General features: G+C 41.7%; 9 protein-coding genes. 5 read left to right on the top strand and 4 right to left on the bottom strand.

Annotated elements, in window-relative coordinates; translation table 11 throughout:
• Nucleotides 1–21 precede the first annotated feature (21 nt).
• Together ACMZOO_RS07175 and ACMZOO_RS07170 are read right to left on the bottom strand one after the other, a co-directional pair.
• Entirely contained in the window at nt 22–780 is a 759-nt protein-coding gene (locus ACMZOO_RS07175) for a LytR/AlgR family response regulator transcription factor (protein ID WP_440906014.1), read from the bottom strand.
• An 11-nt stretch (nt 781–791) separates the two neighbouring features.
• Nucleotides 792–1,970 (bottom strand): sensor histidine kinase, encoded by a 1,179-nt coding sequence (locus tag ACMZOO_RS07170; RefSeq protein WP_440906013.1) that lies wholly within the window; start codon nt 1,968–1,970, stop codon nt 792–794.
• A 280-nt stretch (nt 1,971–2,250) separates the two neighbouring features.
• Here ACMZOO_RS07170 and ACMZOO_RS07165 point away from each other — a divergent pair, with 280 nt between their 5' ends.
• The 4 genes from ACMZOO_RS07165 to ACMZOO_RS07150 all read left to right on the top strand — a co-directional run bounded on the left by ACMZOO_RS07165 (nt 2,251) and on the right by ACMZOO_RS07150 (nt 12,479).
• Complete coding sequence (locus ACMZOO_RS07165) at nt 2,251–4,950, top strand: family 16 glycosylhydrolase (protein ID WP_440906012.1); 2,700 nt, start codon at nt 2,251–2,253, stop codon at nt 4,948–4,950.
• Nucleotides 4,951–5,045: 95 nt separating this feature from the next.
• On the top strand, nt 5,046–8,039 hold the full coding sequence (locus ACMZOO_RS07160) for a TonB-dependent receptor (RefSeq protein WP_440906011.1): 2,994 nt from the start codon (nt 5,046–5,048) through the stop codon (nt 8,037–8,039).
• Between the two features lie 75 nt (nt 8,040–8,114).
• The gene (locus tag ACMZOO_RS07155; protein WP_440906010.1) at nt 8,115–9,038 is read left to right on the top strand and encodes a glycoside hydrolase family 16 protein; all 924 of its coding nucleotides are present in this window, start codon (nt 8,115–8,117) and stop codon (nt 9,036–9,038) included.
• A 228-nt stretch (nt 9,039–9,266) separates the two neighbouring features.
• A complete protein-coding gene (locus tag ACMZOO_RS07150; protein ID WP_440906009.1) occupies nt 9,267–12,479 on the top strand; it encodes a glycosyl hydrolase in 3,213 nt (1,070 codons plus the stop codon).
• 59 nt (nt 12,480–12,538) lie between these two features.
• Here ACMZOO_RS07150 and ACMZOO_RS07145 read toward each other — a convergent pair whose 3' ends face one another.
• Nucleotides 12,539–13,003, bottom strand: a complete 465-nt coding sequence (locus tag ACMZOO_RS07145) for an Lrp/AsnC family transcriptional regulator (protein ID WP_016956377.1) — start codon at nt 13,001–13,003, stop codon at nt 12,539–12,541.
• 153 nt (nt 13,004–13,156) lie between these two features.
• On the opposite strand from ACMZOO_RS07145, the gene leuA reads away from it, so the two are divergent.
• On the top strand, nt 13,157–14,851 hold the full coding sequence (leuA, locus tag ACMZOO_RS07140; protein ID WP_440906008.1) for a 2-isopropylmalate synthase: 1,695 nt from the start codon (nt 13,157–13,159) through the stop codon (nt 14,849–14,851).
• 91 nt (nt 14,852–14,942) lie between these two features.
• Here the strand turns inward: leuA and ACMZOO_RS07135 are convergent, their stop codons facing one another.
• The gene (locus tag ACMZOO_RS07135) at nt 14,943–16,634 is read right to left on the bottom strand and encodes a YncE family protein (RefSeq protein WP_440906007.1); all 1,692 of its coding nucleotides are present in this window, start codon (nt 16,632–16,634) and stop codon (nt 14,943–14,945) included.
• Nucleotides 16,635–16,660: the final 26 nt, after the last annotated feature.

The following is a 16,660-nucleotide window of genomic DNA, read 5'->3' as shown; positions in this document are numbered from 1 at the left end:
TTATTGGGCTTGGGAAATAAACTACTGCAAATAATCCTTCACCACATCTTTATAAGTGCGGCTGACTTTTACTTGTTCGTTGTCGCCTATATGCACATAAAATTCACCTTTGGGCAGTGGGGTGACTTTATCGATACAAGTTAAATTGATTATGGTCGATCTGTGTACGCGTTTAAAAATGCTCGGATCTAATTCATCTAACATAGCCGATATAGTTGAACGCTTGATATGAGTTTTGCCTTGAGCGTGAATACAACAATAGTCGCCCGCTGCGTCAATCCATTCTATTTGCTGTTGGTTGACTAAAGTAATTTCATCACCATCTTTAATGACTATTTTGTGTTCGCCAGAGGCTTTAATCGACTGTAACGCCCCTATGATTTTCGATTTTTGCTGATTATCATCTTCCACGTTTTGCAAACGGCTCGTGGCACGCTCAACGGCGCGTTGAATGTGCTCTTCATCAATGGGTTTTAAAATATAATCGACTGCATTTACATCAAAGGCATTTAACGCGTATTGATCGTAAGCCGTGGTAAATACAATTAGCGGCATCAGGTCATTTTGAATTTTTTGAATCACATCAAAGCCATTTAGCCCGGGCATTTCAATGTCTAAAAAAACTAAATCGGGCGCATGTTGCTGAATTTTCTCCAGCGCTTTACGGCCATTTTGACATTCGGCAACAATATTAATTTGTGGATGTTTAGACAACTTAGCTTTAATCAAACTTAACGCGAGTGGTTCATCGTCAACAATAATGGTTTTAATATTATGCATATTTGCCTCGATTAAATTTGATATGGCACGCTAATTTGCGCGAGCAAACCGCCGGTATCTAATTGTTTTAATTCAAATGTGTAATCTTCAGGGTAAAGTGTTGCTAAACGCTGTTTAATATTGCGTAAACCTACACCTCTAGGTTGATCAAAAGCGGATTGGTCCACAGCTTCTGCTAAGCCCGAGCCTGTATCAGACAACTGCAGTAAAAGGCAATTGTCTTTAACCTTAGCGGTTAAATTAATTGTGCCGCCATCTTCATTTTTGGCGATTGCATGTTTCATCGAATTTTCGACTATAGGTTGTAAAATCAAACTTGGGATCAAGGCTCGGTTAGCCTCTTCATCTATGTTGAAATCAAATTCCAACCTGTCGCCAAAACGCACTTTTTCAATTTGTAGATAGAGTTTTAGTGTGTCTATTTCTTGCGCTAAACTGACTTTAGCATCAGGATCATTGTCCAACGAATAACGCAAAAAACGGCTTAAATTGACCACCATTTTTTGTGCTTTATTGTTTTCTTGCGCTTCAATTAACGAGTTAATTGCATTTAAGCTGTTAGATAAAAAATGTGGGTTTAGTTGATAGCGCAGCATTTTTAATTGGGCTTCTCGCGCTATGTTTTGTGCTTCAACACGCTTTAAATGTTCTGCTTTCGATTTAGCTTCAGTTTCTAATAATATTTTGTGCTCTACTTGCAACAACTGGTAATAAACCACGCCATAAAACATTGCACTCCAACAAGAAAAAATAAAAATACCGGTGAAATACCAACCACCAAAATTCCACCAAATATCAGGCTCGTCAGTCATGTGCATAAACGCCAGCATACGCACAACAGTCCACAGCAAAGAAACAATGACCACAAGTACAAATGAATAAGCCAGCCTAAACCAATTGCCTTTGTGCCAGCTCCATAAAAAGGCTTTTTGTAACAACAAGCTCAAAGCTAAACCAAAAACAGCTTGAACAATAATATGTGAGAAATGCGCTATGTCGTATTGACCATACCAAAGGGTTAGCGTGGTGTAGCTAATAAAGCAGCTAAATACCCAAAAACCGACTTGGCAATAGCGAAATAAAACGGCAGGTGCGTTGCCGAGTTTATGTTGAATAAGCTGGCTGACATCAACAGCTTTTACCTGCTCACTTTGTTCCATTGCCTGAATTATCGTATTTGCTTGCGACACTAGTGGTAGACCCTCTATCAATCAACTAAATAAAACTTAGTTGCAAATTAGCTAAAAATAAATGTAAGCGAGTACATCCGTTGCTCAGTTAATTATCCATTTTAACTTGCGTTTATCCCATTTTGTCTCATTTTGTATGTATAAAAGAAAATGGTGTGTTAAAAAAGTATTAATTGTTTTGGTGCTTTAATTGATTGTAACAGCACTAAATGAGGTTTGTAAGCGATTACAATTGTTTTTAATGATTGAATAATCATCAACAATAATTATGGGGATACCTATGGCAACACAATTACCTAACCGAAATAAGTTAGCTCGGTTAGTCAAATATGGTTTGGCTGTCACATCGAGCACTTTAATACTAGGTTGTACGCAAGACGTAACAACTGAATCTGACTTTACCGCTCCAGATATAACAGAAAAAAATTCAAACTGGCAGCTAGTTTGGGCAGACGAATTCGACGGTACCGAAATAGACAGCACTAAATGGACACATGAAGTTAATTGTAGTGGTGGTGGTAATAACGAGCAGCAATGTTATACCGACGATGCCAAAAACTCTTATGTACAAGACGGTTTATTGTACCTAGTGGCAATGGCTGAAGAAGGCTTAGATAATGAAAAAGGCTACACATCCGCACGCCTAAATACCAAAGATAAAGGTGACTGGACTTATGGCCGTTTTGAAATTCGCGCCAAATTACCTGCTGGTCAAGGGACTTTCCCCGCTGGTTGGATGTTACCAACTGACAATGTGTATGGCGGTTGGCCAAACTCTGGTGAAATTGACATTTTTGAAGGGGTCAACACCAAAGCGGTTAAAGCAGATGACAGTATAGACAGCACAATACATGGCACCATTCACTATGCGCGTATGGCGGCAGTGGTAGATGGCGCGCACCAACATGATAAAGCTGTTACTTTTGGTCACCATCACTCAGGTACATCAATTGACACTGACGCTAACCCTGCAGATGAATTTCATACGTATGCAATTGAATGGGAAGAAGGTGAAATTCGTTGGTATGTTGATGATATTTTGTACGCAACTCAGCGTAAATCTGAAATTCGCTACAAAAGTGATGGTAACCCAGCTTTAGCGCATAAAGGTTGGTACACAGAAGATTATGATCCGTATGGTCAGATCAAAGACAACTATACATCAGCACCATTTGATCAAGATTTCCATTTATTGCTGAATAATGCAGTGGGTGGTGACTGGGTTGATGGAATTAAAGATTCATATAAAAACCCACATACAGATGAAAAAGGGGTTGACCCATCTGCGTTTGCTGAAGGTAATCCACTAATTGTTGATTACGTACGTGTATATCAATGCTCGGTGAGTCCATCAACAGGTAAAGGATGTGGTACTTTCACTCCTGAATATTTTGGCGGTGACACACTAGTTGAGGGTATGGCACCAACACCACCAAAAATTAATGTAGACGATACACCAGCAGCTGATTTAGTGGTATTTGCCGATGGTGAAAATCCAACTTGGCCATTGTGGGATTGTTGTGGTGGCACCACACCTATGGTGGAAACAGATGCCGACGCAACCTATGGCGCGACTGCTGAATTCGCGATAGGTGCTACTCCAACTGTAATGGGCTTTATTACACGTAATGCCGCTGCGCCGCAACCATATAACGCCAGTTCAAAATCGGAAAATGGCACAGTTGAGTTTGACTTAAAACTTTTATCTGCGCCAAATGCAGGTGTGGTTGATTGGTTGTTAAAAGTTGAAAGTGACAATAACAGCACAGCTGCGACAATCAGTTTTGCAGACAGCCTTGAAGGCGTAACACCGCCAGTGGGTCAATGGCAACACTACACATTTACTATAAAACAGTTAGAAGATGCAGGTTTAGACTCTTCTGCTATCGATGTATTTATGATCTTCCCAGCTTGGGGCCAAGGTGAAGGTGCAGTGTACCGAGTTGATAACTTTGTTGTCGGTGATGGTGCAGAGTCTCCTGAATTAGTGTTATTTACTGATGGCGCCAACCTTGAATGGGCTCCTTGGGATTGTTGTGGTGGTTCAACACCGCTTGAAGTCACAGATGACGCTGAGCACAACACAGCAATTGAATTCAGCATAGGTGCGACAGAAACTGTTATGGGCTTTAAGCCAGCTACAGGTAGCGGTATCTCATTTAATGCTGCGTCAATTGAAGATACAGGTGTCGTTCAATTTGATATGAAAGTCACCAGTGCGCCGACGGATGCTAGTGCAACATGGCAATTCAAGATTGAAAGTAATTCAGCATCGGAAGCGGTACAAGTAGCGTTAACAGACTCTGTTGAAGGTGCAGCACCAGTGGTTGGTCAATGGCAAACCTATACCTTTACCTTGTCTGAATTAGCTAACTTAGGCTTAGATACCTCGGCAATTGACGTTGTAATGGTTTTCCCTGATTGGGGCAAAGGCAACGGCGCTGTTTATCGAATTGACAATGCCAAAATATACAATGGCGCAGGCAGTGTACCGGCTGCTGGTGACGACACTGGCAATGACAACTCTGGTGATGATACAAGTGATGACAATGCTGCAGTCTGTGCTGTCCCTATCTGCAACGGCACATTTGATTCAGTCGACCATTGGTTAAACTCAATTTTTGACGTCAATATAGTGACAGAAGGTGCAAACTCTTTCTACCAAGTTGATGTAACTGCGGCGGGTAACCCTTGGGATGTCAACATTAGCCAAGTTATGACTATTACTCCTGGTGCGACTTATACAGTGTCATTCCAAGCAAAATCAGACCGTGCTCGCACTATGCTTGTAGGTTTAGGTTTAAACCATGATCCATGGACCAACATAACAGAAACTGTATCGCTAACTACAGATTGGCAAACATTTACTTACGACATAGTTGCCGATGGTTTTGGTGACGACAACAGCCGAGTGCTGTTTGATATGGGCGCTGAAATAGGTGTTGTATCAATTGATGATGTCACTGTGGTGATGAAGTAATTACCAAATGGTAGAGCTTCCTCACAGATGGCAGCTCTACTTTGTTCCCAGGTTATTAGCTAAGAATTTTTAGTACAGAATTAAGTAGGAAAGTTATGAATACCAATAGCTTTAAATTAAATAAACTTGCAGCAACTTTATCAGTTGCACTCGCTGCTGCTTCAGCACCTCAGATGGTTTACGCTCAACAAGGTGCCGACGAGCAAGTAGACGAAACCATTACAGTACGCGGTATTCGCGGCAGTTTAATGCGTTCAATGGATTTAAAACGCGATAGCTCAGGCATTATGGATGCTATTTCAGCTGAAGAAATGGGTAAATTCCCCGACACTAACTTAGCTGAATCACTGCAGCGCATTACAGGTGTAACCATCAGCCGTTCCAACGGTGAAGGTAGTGAAATTACTGTGCGTGGTTTTGGTCCGCACTTTAACTTGGTTACGCTAAATGGCCGACAAATGCCGGGCACGGGTTTTACTCGCTCATTTAATTTTGAAAACTTATCGTCTGAGGGTGTATCTAGTTTAGAAGTGGTTAAAACCTCACGAGCAGAAACGCCAACTGGTGGTTTAGGCGCAACCGTCAATATAGTCACACCTAAGCCGTTGCAATCGAAAGAACGCACTGTCAGTTTAATGGTCAAAGCGATTCATGATAGTTCAAATGTAGCAGGCGATGATATTACCCCTGAATTTGCTGGTTTATACAGCGACACTTTTATGGATGATACCTTTGGGGTGGCAGCAAACTTCTCGTATAACCGCCGTGATTTCCAGCAGCAGGGCGCTAACATTCAAGGTTGGCATGCAAATGCAGATTTGCCATCAAGCCCAAGTGGTGAGGTGATTGACAATCGCGCAGTCGATGAAAATGGTGAACCAGTTAAAGTCTTTACTGATTATGATAAAGACACAGGCGAACCTTTTGCTTCTGCCGCACATTTTTTCCCAAAAGATATGAACTATGGTTATGCCGATGTGCAGCGTGAACGCATTAATGGCCAAGTAGCGCTTCAGTTCAAACCAACCGACAACATGGTTATTACCGCTGACTATACAGGTACACGTGCTACCACAGCAGTTGAAAGTGTGGGTTGGGGCATTTGGAATAACTTTGGTGGCAACATCAATGGCTACGAATTAGACGCTAATGGTACGGCAATTTATGCGGATATCGCTGGGGATGATGGCTCGTTTGCAATTAGCCGTTCAACCACAGAAGTAGAATCTGATTCAATTGGTTTAAACCTTGATTGGCAGTTAACCGATAGCATACATCTGGAGTTAGATGTGCACGATTCGCAAACCAAAGTAGATAATGGTGCGGATAAAGGCATTGGTGGCACAGTGCAGATGATCATGGGCTCAGACCAGTTGATCAATAAAGTATATGACTACCGTACAGGGGAGATTCCACATTATTGGATTAATTGGGAAAATGGCAGCCAAACACTCAATACCAGTGAGATAGATTCTAACTTTGGCCAATTTATCCACAGCCCAGGCAAAGCCACAGTGCAGCAAGCACAACTAGATGTGACATGGACAAACGAAGGAAACGGCGCACTGATTCAATTAAAAGGTGGTGCATCTTTTACTAAACAAGAATTGTCTGGTTCTAATGCTTGGAGTGGTTTGCGTGGTGGCCCAGGTTTTAATCCTAGCTTCACCCAGATATTTGCAGATGAGTTATTTACCAAACATGGCACAGGTAGTTTCTTAGACCAGTTTGCCGGTGGTGGCGACGAGCTATCGCCAAATTATTATTACACCTTTGATTTAGACAAAGTAGTTGGTTTGCATAGCGCCTACGTAACAGCTGCGGCAGTGGGTGATGCGAATGCATTTTCAACCGACCCTTACGACGCAAATGGCACATTTTCAACCAGCTTAGTTGAAGAAGAAACCACAGCGGTTTATGTGCAAAGCCAATGGGAATTTGAACTCGGCGATTATCTGTTAGAAATGAATGCTGGTGTGCGTTATGAGTCAACAGATGTAATCAGCCCATCTGAAAGTAAATTAGTTGATGAAGTGGTGTGGGCATCAGGCTCTGAATGGATCACGCGTTATCAAGGTGATGCTCAATTAGTCTCTAATTCTGGTGGCTACGACATAGTCTTGCCTATGATTGATTTAAAACTAGAGTTAACCGATGACTTGGTCACGCGTTTATCTTTCGGTAAAAGCATGGCCCGACCTGAATTAGGTTATTTATTAGGTGGCACGGGTTATAGCGGCAGCCCCAAAATAGGCGCGCGTACCGCCAGTGGTGGTAATACTAACCTTAAACCTTACCAGTCAACTAACTTGGATTTATCGTTCGAATATTATTACCAAGAAGACAGTTATTTATCGCTTGGTTTATTTGCCAAGAAAGTTGAAGACTGGATTGAAGGCTCTGTCACCAGTGTCACATTAGAAGGTGTACATGATGTATATAAAGGCCAAAGATACAACGCAGCTGTCACTGCAATCGAAGCGGATGGCCAACAAGCGGATACCAGTGCAATTTACGACTGGTTAATTGCTGAAGGTTACGGTGATGAAAATGGTGCTATCGCAGCAGACCCAGCAACAGATCCTTTGTTGGAGTGGTCATTAAGCACACCGTTAAACGTTGAAGAACGTAACGTTCACGGTGCTGAATTTGCTGTACAACACGTATTTGGCGACAGTGGTTTTGGTACATCACTCAACTTTACTTTAGTGGATGGTGACGTTGAATATGATCCGTACGAGCTTAAAGTTCAATCCGTCCTTCCTGGCATTAGTGATTCTGCCAACTTCCAAATGTTCTACGAGAAAGACGGTTTATCAGTTAAAGCAACTTACGCGTGGCGGGATGCATATTTAATTGGCCAAGGTCAATCACAAGGTTCGGCTGAAGCGCCGCCGCAGTTTGCTAAATCCTTCGCTCAATGGGATATGAGTATTAACTATGATGTTACTGACAACCTAACTGTGTTTTTTGATGGGGTTAACCTCAACAATGAAACCGAACAAGGTTATGGCCGTTTTGAAGAGCAATTCTTATTTGCTCGCCAATATGGCCCAAGATACATAGTTGGTGCGCGCATCAAACTGTAAGACTCCCAATAATAGCGTGGCGGCAGTTATATGTGTCCCATTGGCTGCCACGCTTTTTTTCTAATTGGTACTGTTATGAAAAAATCCATGTTAATTGTGGCGGCTATGCTATTGCCTAAAATTAGCTTAGTAGAGGCTGCACCTTCGGCTGACAATCTTATCACCTACCCAGGTTATACAGGTGAATACACAGATTTTACTTTAGTGGTAGATGAAAGGTTCAACCAATTTAATCCAAACTTGTGGGCGAAAGGTGATGGTGCTGTAGGCAGCGAATCTATCTGTCGCTTTCAACCACAAGGCGTTGAGGTTAAGCAGGGAGTATTAAATTTAACTATACGCCAGCAAGCGGTTGCGGCCGGTTGGTCTGAAGATCACCAACAGCAAAAAAATGCTTACAACTACACCTGTGGCGAGTTGCGCACAGCGGCGGATAAACCAATTAAATATGGCCGATTCGAAACTCGGATGAAAGCGCCAAATCGCCAAACTGCATCAGGTTATATCTCGTCGTTATTTACCTATATGCAAGGTGGTGAGCCAAGAGAATGGGAAGAAATAGATATCGAACTTGAAGGTGGCCGACCGGATAAATTTCAAGCCAATTTAATTTATGGGCTCAATTCACCAGATTGGTGGTCAACCCGTCAATGGGGCGCGTGGGAAGACAAAATTGTTGTTGGCCCTGTAGATGAATGGCGTGTTTTTGCTTTTGAATGGACCCCCAATGCCATCAAATGGTTTGTTGATGGTAAGTTAGTTAAAACACTCAGTGCTGCAGATATTGATTGCCAGCCTGAATGTGTTGCCCCTCAAGTAAAGCCAACACCAATTCCCGACAACTTTACCCAGTTGATGATGAATTTTTGGATCCCCAATGACCAAATCCAAGATGTCTTTGGCGGCAATAAAAAACGCAATAAATATCCTATGGTCACTCAATACGATTGGATACGTATATACCAGTGGGATAAAGCGCCATATGGGTGGTCTGAATAATCGTTTCTGAGCCGAAAGCCGCAGAGTTGTAGAGGAATAATTATCGCAAAACCGCTGTGAATACGTCCTTGTACGCTTCGCTTTTTCATCCATGAAAAAGAAATTTTGCTCTAAATTATCCCTCCACATCTCTGCAATCGAGTTGACTGTTTGTTCAGTTAACTCTGATTCAAATAATTAAAGAAAAAAATAAACAAACTTCAACGCACAACAAATGGAAAAAACGACATGCAAATGTTCAACAATAAGTACAACAAAACAAAAATACTCAGCAGTTTATTACTTGCTATGAGTGTAAGTGCTTGTCAGCTAGATATTTCTACTGATAATCCAACGCCAACGCCAACGCCAACGCCAACGCCAACGCCAACGCCAACGCCAACGCCAACGCCAACGCCAACGCCAACGCCGACGCCAACACCGACGCCAACACCGACGCCAACACCGACGCCAACACCAACACCAACACCAACACCAACACCAACACCAACACCATCTCCGGCTGATGAGCTAGCTGTTTTTGTTGATGGGCAGGTGAATGTTTTGTGGGATAAAGGTTTACGTGCATTTGATGAGGCTATCGGTTGGGGTGAATGTCAAAATGATGATGGTGCCGCTTGCCCTAGCATAGCTTGGCAGATAATTGATGAAGTAGACAGAGGACAAGTTTTACAAATTAGCCACAGCAGCACAGGCGATTTTGCTGGATTTTTTATTGGCACAACTCAAGCGTTAGACTTATCTGGTTTTGCTAACGGCTTTTTAGAATTTGATATTAAAGTTGTCTCAGGTGATAGCCAATTTACCGGCAAACTAGACTGTATTTATCCTTGTACCTCAGGTGATATTTCTTTTGGTGATTTAGGTGGAGTAGGCTGGCAAAGTGTTAAATTAGCTATGTCTACATTTACTAATACACTAGATTTACGCCAAGTTGATACAGGTATTGTCATTTGGGCGACGTCGACAACTGACACTGTATTTCAGTTAGATAATATTCGTTTTACTGGTTTAGCTGATGGCGAAGATTTACCAACCCAAGGTACGGATCCAACCGCGGCTAAATTTACTCAATACGGTGCTGGTAATATCTCAGATAGAATTAACCCGGATAGTTATCGCTGTGTGGTTGACCATGGCAACTGGATATATAACGCAGGTATAGTCGAGCCAGCTATTGCAGCGTGCGACGCCTCTACACAAATACCAACAGGCACACCAACTAAGTTATATCCACAATTAGCCGATTCATTTACCGCTCCAACGCCAAGCCATCGCTGGTGGGGCTCAGTTGCTTTTATGGGCGAAATGCAAATAGGTGATCCAAACCAAGCGGCGTATATCACGCCAGATCCAATTACAGCACGTATTACCAACAAAGGTTTTCGTATGATGGGTATACCGTCTGGTTTGCAGTCGGCCAATACCCAATATTTGTATCCAATTCCAGATCCATTCAGTGAAGTATTTGATGGCATAGCAATAGCCAACGACCAATACGACAACCTAAATGCAGTATTAAAAGACTACAGTGATGGCTCGGTAACTGTGCTATGGCAATCGGCAGATACGGATGTGATGCAAGCAACCTTTGTTTATGGCTCTCCATATGTCTTTATCGAGGTATTGGCGGGTAATGCACAAGTTAAAACCTTGCGTGAAGACGGTGGTGAAAAAAGTATTTTCCACCAAGCAGCTAATCAACTTGGGGTAAAAACCTCGGTTGCTGGTAATACCAATCACTTTTTAATTGTTGGTGACGACAGTACGAGTTTTAGCAATATCAGCTCAAACTTAATTGGCATAAACGCCGCGACTAATTCATTTACTGTGGCCTATTTACCTGCAAATGGCGCAGAACCAAATGCAGATATGATCAACGCATTTGCAAGCCTTGCGCGTAACAAAGTTGCGGCATTGCAAATAGATTACCAAGTAGACCCTAGTGACTACTCAGTGACTGTGCAGCACCAATATTTAGATGCGGCAGGTGCACAAGTGCAAACACTTGCGGGTTTACAGCCATTGCAGTGGAAAAATAACACTAACGTTAGCAGCAATTATCAAACTCGCAGTGCACGTGGTGTGATTAAATTTATGCCAAGTGCCAGCTTTGATTATCAACTGCCATATGTTGGAGTTTTACCGTATTTACCAACTATGACTGACACTACGGATATTACCCAATTAACCACTTTGGTTAACGATTTTGTATCGGCAGGGCAGGCTACTTGGAACACAGCCACAGACACTTATTGGGCGGGAAAAAACTACGCTAAAGTGGCTGAGCTTATAGCGATTGCAGAGTCTATTAATATGTCGACAGAAGCTGGCATTATGCGCCAGTGGCTTAAAGACGAATTGGCCGATTGGTTTACAGCAGATAGCAGCGGCAGTTTAGATATCAATAAATACTTTGTTTATGATGAAAAATGGAGCACTTTGTTGGCGTTAGAAGAGTCGTTTGCATCGCATCAACAGCTAAACGACCACCACTTCCACTATGGTTATTTTGTACGTGCAGCTGCAGAGATTTGTCGGGTAGAACGCGATTGGTGTAGTGATCAACAATACGGTCCAATGGTTGAATTACTAATTCGTGATTATGCGGCAATGCGTGACGATGATATGTTCCCGTACACACGTAATTTCGACCCTGCCAATGGTTTTTCTTGGGCATCAGGCAAAGTGAATTTCGCCCGTGGTAACAACAACGAATCAACCTCAGAAGCAGCTAATGCATATGGCGCAATTGTGTTATACGGTTTAATCACGGGTCAAAACGACATTGCCGAACATGGTATTTATTTACATGCTTCAACCACTGCAAGTTATTGGGAATATTGGAATAACTTAGACGGCTATTATTCACCAAATACAGATGAAGATAATTTCCCTGCAGGTTACGAGCAAATCACCACTTCAATTATTTGGGGGGATGGTGCCAGCTTCTCAACTTGGTTTAGTGGTGCACCAGCACATATTTTAGGTATTCAAGGTTTGCCAACTAATACGTTAAACCTGCATGTTGGTTTGTATGCAGACTATATGGCTGATTATGTGCAAGTTGGTTTAACCGAAGCCGCTAACGGCAAACCATCTGGTTTACCAGAAGATAGATGGCGCGATATATGGTGGAATTTATCCGCTATGGTGGATGCGGATGATGCAGTTAGCGACTACCTAAGTTATGGCGATTACAACGCTGAAGCGGGCGAGAGTAAAGCGCATACTTATCAATGGATACACGCGTTTAAAGCACTTGGTAATATAGCGCCAGAAGTACACGCCGATTACCCGCTAGCTGTGGTCTTTAGCAAAAACGGCACTAAACAATATGTGGTTTACAATATGGATGACACCCAGCGCCAAGTCACTTTTTCTGATGGTGTGACGGTACAAGCTCCAGCAGGGCAAATGACAGTAAGCACAGGACAGTAATACTTAGTGGTTAATTAAGCAGTAAACGGATTTGCTGCTTAAAGGGCTATTCAATTTAGTTAGTAAATTGGCAGCGCAGTGTTATTTACCGGTGACTTTAATACAAAAGAGGAGTGCACTCCTGTTACCCCTTCAATTCTAGTTAGTTTATTCAATAAAAAATCCTGAAAATCATCCATATCTTTGACAATAATTTTCACTAGATAGTCAGCACTTTGGCCAGTAATTAAATGACATTCTAATACTTGGGGCAAATCGGCTATGGTCTTTTCAAATACTTGAAACCTTTCGGGCGTGTGTTTATCCATGCTAATCTGAATAAACGACATTAAGGTTAAACCCAACTGGCGCGCATTTACCAGCGCAACATAACCGTCTATCAAACCCGCATCTTCTAGCGCTCGAACACGGCGTAAACAAGGGGAGGGTGATAAATTAATCGCATCAGCCAGTTCTTGGTTTGAAATTCTGCCTTGTTTTTGGATTGTTTGTAAAATCAGTTTGTCGTATTTATCTAGTTGCATAATTTGCTTCTGTGAAATTTTATTTCAATAAAGTGATTATATGTGAAATTTTATTGCGCTGCAGGTGCAAATTAACCTGATCTTAGCAATCATTCACTTGTTGAAGTCGTTAATATAATAAGCATTAAAAGCAAGTGCAGTGTGGAGCCGAATATGATTAACAACCCAGCTAGTAAATATCAAAGATTTGTTGGGGTCAGTTTGCCTGATCGCCAATGGCCAAATAATTTTATTGAAAAGCCGCCAATTTGGATGAGTACAGATTTGCGTGATGGCAACCAAGCTTTGATTGATCCTATGTCAATTGAAACCAAATTACGCTTTTTTAAAGAATTGGTTGCTATGGGTTTTAAAGAAATTGAAATTGGTTTTCCGTCGGCATCACAAATCGATTTTGATTTTACCCGCTTGTTAATTGAAGAAAATCATATTCCGGACGACGTAACCATAGAAGTACTTGTGCAAGCGCGTTTTGACTTAATTGAACGCACAGTCGAAAGTTTGCGCGGTGCTAAACAAGCTATATTGCATATGTACAACCCACTTGCTCCTGCATTTCGCGAGATTGTTTATCGCACTGACAAAGAAGGTGTGAAAAATATTGCGATTCAAGGCACACAATGGGTTAAACAGTTAACTGCCAACGCACCTGAAGTGAACTGGACCTATCAATATTCACCTGAGGTTTTTTCCAGTACCGAAATAGAATTTGCTAAAGAAGTGTGTGATGCGGTGAATGATGTTTGGCAACCAACGGCCGACAACAAAATGATCATCAATTTACCAGCAACGGTCGAAATGAATACACCAAATACTTATGCTGACCAAATTGAATGGATGCACAGAAACTTAAATAACCGTGAAGCTATTATATTAAGTGTGCATCCGCATAACGACAGAGGCACAGCTGTGGCCGCCGCTGAATTAGCAGTAATGGCAGGTGCAGACCGAGTTGAAGGTTGTTTGTTTGGTAACGGTGAGCGCACTGGTAATGTTGATTTAGTCACGCTTGCACTTAACTTGTACTCACAAGGTGTCCACCCAGGTTTAGATTTTTCTGATATCGACAAAGTGCGTAAGTTGGTAGAAGAGTGTAACCAAATTCCAGTACATCCTCGCCACCCTTATGCGGGCGAATTGGTGTTTACTGCGTTTTCTGGTTCACATCAGGATGCAATTAAAAAAGGTTTGGCGATACAACAGCAAGGTGAATTATGGCAAGTACCTTATTTACCAATAGATCCGGCCGATTTAAATCGCAGTTACGATGCTGTGGTTCGAGTAAACAGCCAATCGGGCAAAGGTGGCGTTAGCTTTTTACTTGAGCAACAAGCGGGTATTCAATTGCCGCGTAAGTTGCAAATTGAGTTCAGTAAAATAGTCCAGCAAGTAAATGACAGCCGCGGCAAAGAAATTACCGCCAGTGAAATTGTTGAGTTATTCACCCAAGAATATTTGGCAAAATCAGCGCCTATTCACTACCAAACAAGCCATGTCACTGGTTATTCAGATAGTCAGCAACAAGTGGAAATTAGCTTTGAACATCAAGGTAAAACGGTTGATGTAATAGGTTTAGGCAATGGGCCGATAGATGCCGCTGCACAAGCACTAAGCCAATATTACGATTTGCCAATAGAGGTGATTGACTACCATGAACACTCAATTGGCACAGGCTCTAATGTCAAAGCGATTTGTTATATTGAGCTTAAAATTGCTGGGCGCAACACCCACTTCGGTGTTGCACAACACAGCAATATTACGGTAGCGGCAATTCAAGCTTTGATTAATGGCTTAAATCGCACTTTGGTTCAACAAGCACGAGTTACATCGGGAACAGCTGAAGCATAGTACTTGGCTAATTGCTTCAAATGAAAGATAGTTTGATAAAGCTTTCAAGGCAGCAAATTGGAATTGCTGCCTTGAGGTTTTTGTCTATTTATCAATTACTTGTATCGTATTTATGCCAGGCGACCGAAGAGTGACTACCGCAATTATATAGGCCCAGTATCAGGCTGCCATCAGTTGATAGTTTGACTCTCGTCATACTGCTATAACAGCCAACAGGCTGCGGAGTAAACGAATAGATCAAGTTGTGATCTAGGATGTTGTATAGCTGAAACGAGTTGTTATCTGAAAGGAGAACAGTTTCTCCAGAAGCTGTGAATTGGCCGCTTGTTGGGTATGCCCCTGTTTCCCATTCACCTAATTTTTCGTTTGTGCCATCGGCCTTAAAATCAAAAACAGAATAATCGACTCCGTTTCCTCCACCACAGGGTATGGCTATATGTTCACCATCATTTGATATCATTATTTCTTTACAATTGCCTTGTACATTGTCTGTAGCAACATAATGACTTAATGAAAGAGTATTGATCGAACGGTTATAACTGTATGCTTTTAATCTTGTACCATTGGATATGTACAAGCGGCTTTTTACTGGATCAAATGACATCAACCTTATTTCATCACCAAGGTGCTGTTGATATTTCAATTCTAAAGTTTTCGAATCAAAAATTGACAATGCCCCTTTAGAATAATCTTGATGATCAACGAATAGCAAATTGTCGGTCGTGACTATTAAATCGTTTATATTGTTCGGAAGTTCGATAGTTGCTCTTTGTTTGGAAACTAAGTCCAAGCGAGTAAGATCGGGACTATTGATGTGGGATATATATAACAAAGAGTTGGCACTGTCATAAGCCATTTTATGTATGTTTGTATCGAAAGAAAAAATATCAATGGTATTTTTTTGGACAACATCACGGATGAAAATTTGATCTAAATTAACATCAAGCCCTAAGACTAATCCCCCGCATAAGGGTATGATTTGCGTAAAATGGACACTCTCAGTGTTATTTGAAACCCAAAAATGGTCGCTGCCAGAAGTAATTATATTTACCTCTGGTTCTTCCTCGTTGTTTTCTAGCTGTGTTGAATTAACTAATGTTTGTATTGGGCACGTTTCAAACGTTTTCACAGATTTTGTAAAAGTTGCGTTCAATTCAATATGAGTCTTTTCTTGGTTGGTTACTTGGCAGTTGTCGGAGCCTGTGCAAGCACCTGACCAGCTATTTAATTCATATCCTGGATTGGGAAGCGCGATAAACTCTACTAAATTGTCTGAGCTGGTGACTTTTTCAGTGCATGTTGAATCACAGTGGTAAGCTGATTTAGTCTCTAGAATTGAACCATTGGCAAGTTCTGTTGAACTGACTTGCATGCGATTATCCTCGACCAAATATACTATTTCTACCTTTTTAGGGCTTCCGCTAATGTGTTTTCGGCAAGCTGTGTCATAACAAACAGAAATAGTAATATTCTCACGATAGACACCTTCTTCTAAAAGCGCTGTAGATTTAGGGGTGATTTCTAACTCTGCACTGTACCCACCTGTAAAGTAAGCTCTAGCGTCGGCTACTAGTTCTGAGTTACCTATATCCACTCGTATATGCACACCCTCTTTTACGTCGGATACGGATCCTCGGACTGTTTTTGAACGCGGAGTTGATTTTCCAATTTGACCTTTAAATTCAATCGAGTCTTGTTCTATGTTTAGTTTATTACTGCTGCTTCCCCCTCCACAGGCACTGATTAGTAGTGAAAGGAATACTATTAAGCTGATTTTTTGCATGGTTTGTCCCTGTTGTGTTTTTATTA

Origin of the sequence: Catenovulum sp. SX2, from assembly GCF_052056295.1 — a bacterium.
Lineage (GTDB): Bacteria > Pseudomonadota > Gammaproteobacteria > Enterobacterales > Alteromonadaceae > Catenovulum.
This window is presented reverse-complemented; position numbering and strand designations above follow the sequence as displayed.

Coding starts and splice junctions, on each gene's coding strand:
- ACMZOO_RS07135 (WP_440906007.1), bottom strand. CDS start 16,634: ATGCAAAAAATCAGCTTAATAGTATTCCTTTCACTACTAATCAGTGCC.
- leuA (WP_440906008.1), top strand. CDS start 13,157: ATGATTAACAACCCAGCTAGTAAATATCAAAGATTTGTTGGGGTCAGT.
- ACMZOO_RS07145 (WP_016956377.1), bottom strand. CDS start 13,003: ATGCAACTAGATAAATACGACAAACTGATTTTACAAACAATCCAAAAA.
- ACMZOO_RS07165 (WP_440906012.1), top strand. CDS start 2,251: ATGGCAACACAATTACCTAACCGAAATAAGTTAGCTCGGTTAGTCAAA.
- ACMZOO_RS07155 (WP_440906010.1), top strand. CDS start 8,115: ATGAAAAAATCCATGTTAATTGTGGCGGCTATGCTATTGCCTAAAATT.
- ACMZOO_RS07175 (WP_440906014.1), bottom strand. CDS start 780: ATGCATAATATTAAAACCATTATTGTTGACGATGAACCACTCGCGTTA.
- ACMZOO_RS07150 (WP_440906009.1), top strand. CDS start 9,267: ATGCAAATGTTCAACAATAAGTACAACAAAACAAAAATACTCAGCAGT.
- ACMZOO_RS07160 (WP_440906011.1), top strand. CDS start 5,046: ATGAATACCAATAGCTTTAAATTAAATAAACTTGCAGCAACTTTATCA.